General features: G+C 41.3%; 1 protein-coding gene. It reads left to right on the top strand.

Annotated features, from left to right (window positions below):
* The first annotated feature begins 251 nt into the window (after positions 1-251).
* A complete protein-coding gene (locus AC58QM_RS35840) occupies positions 252-1454 on the top strand; it encodes an IS110 family RNA-guided transposase (RefSeq protein WP_497289422.1) in 1203 nt (400 codons plus the stop codon).
* Positions 1455-1590 lie beyond the last annotated feature (136 nt).

Raw genomic sequence — 1590 nt, 5'->3', positions numbered from 1 at the left:
CTGCCCGTTCGTATTATGAGGTCACCAGATCTTTCTGGTAGACCTCATTTTTGTATGGTCTTATTATAGCGGTAGCCGGGGATCGAACGTTTCTGCCCGTGGGACTTGGATTCCGAGAGCTATTCAGTTCATCCCCCCTACTTGTTCAACCATGGTTAGGCTGGTTGGGAAATGAATCCCGTATCACATGCGATAGTGTGGAAGACAAGAAGGTTAGGGGTTACCGGTGAAAATATTACAGGAGTGATGTCATGAATCCAGTCATTGGTGTGGATGTTTCAAAGGGAGAGAGCCATGCACAAGCTTTTTTAGACCGTGGAGTACCTCATGGGAAGATCTTTAGGTTTAATCATGATCTAGAAGGTCTAGCGTCTTTTCTAAGTTATATTAGAAGTGTTGAATCGGTAGCAGGGATTCGTCCTACTATTGTTATGGAAGCAACTGGTCATTATCAAAGCCCCGTTGTTCAGTTTCTGGATGAGCACCAGTATTTGAACATCGTCATTAATCCTTTAATCTCACATAACGCTAAGAAAACCAATTTGCGACGGTTAAAGACGGATGCCGCAGATGCCCATTTATTAGGGACACTGTTCTATAAAGAAGAGTTTGAACCCTACAAAAAGCGGGGGCAGCATCTCATGAATTTACGCTTTCTAACACGCCAATATGAAGCTTTAACAGGTATGTATGTCCAAGTAAAACTACAGTTCCAGGCTATTCTTGATCAAGTTTTTCCTGAATATCATGGCGTGTTTGGTGATCTTTATTCAAAGGTGTCCCTTCGATTTTTGGCTTTACACCCAACATCAAAAGAAGTCCTAGAAATGTCCGAGTCGGAGATTACTACTGCAATTCAAAGTCATACTGGACGCGGCAAATCCGTCTCATGGTGCTTGGAACGTGCTCAAATCTTAGTAGCAGCAGCAAAGCGAAATCCCTTTAGGGAGACGGCTTTTTCAAGCCATTTAATCTCCATGCAGCTGCTCATCAAATTGCTTCTTCAATACCAGGATCATCTATCAACCCTCAATAAATCGGTAGATGGCCTGGCTGAAGAGCTACTTGAATATGATTTAATCCAATCGATACCCGGAATTGGCACTAAGATTGCTGCAACAATTTTAGCTGAAATTGGTGAGATCGAACGGTTTGATCATGCAAAGAAACTGGTGGCCTTTGCTGGTGTTGATCCAAGTGTTTTTTCTTCAGGTAAGTTTGTAGCTACCCACAATAAAATCACTAAGCACGGCTCCAGGAGGCTCCGTACTGCCTTGTATCAAGCTGTACGATGCGGTATTCGCAGTAATAGAAATAAGAAATTAAGGGCTTATTATGATAAGAAACGTGCTGAAGGAAAGCTATTCAAAGTAGCAGTAATTGCATGTGTAAATAAACTCATCCACTGGATTTTTGCCATCTTAACTACTAAAGAAGCATTCCGCTTAGAGTGAGCAACAAGAAATAGAAATATATGGAATTTACTTCCGTGCTTAATAGGACGGTTCTTTCTCATGCACTTTTTTTAGTATACCACCTCATGAACCTACTATTAATAATTAAATATTGACAAGCTATTAGCTGGAATAG

The sequence above is a fragment of the Paenibacillus sp. J22P165 genome, from assembly GCF_059692015.1.
Note: the sequence above shows the minus strand (reverse complement) of the source record. Positions and strands in the feature narration are given on the sequence as shown.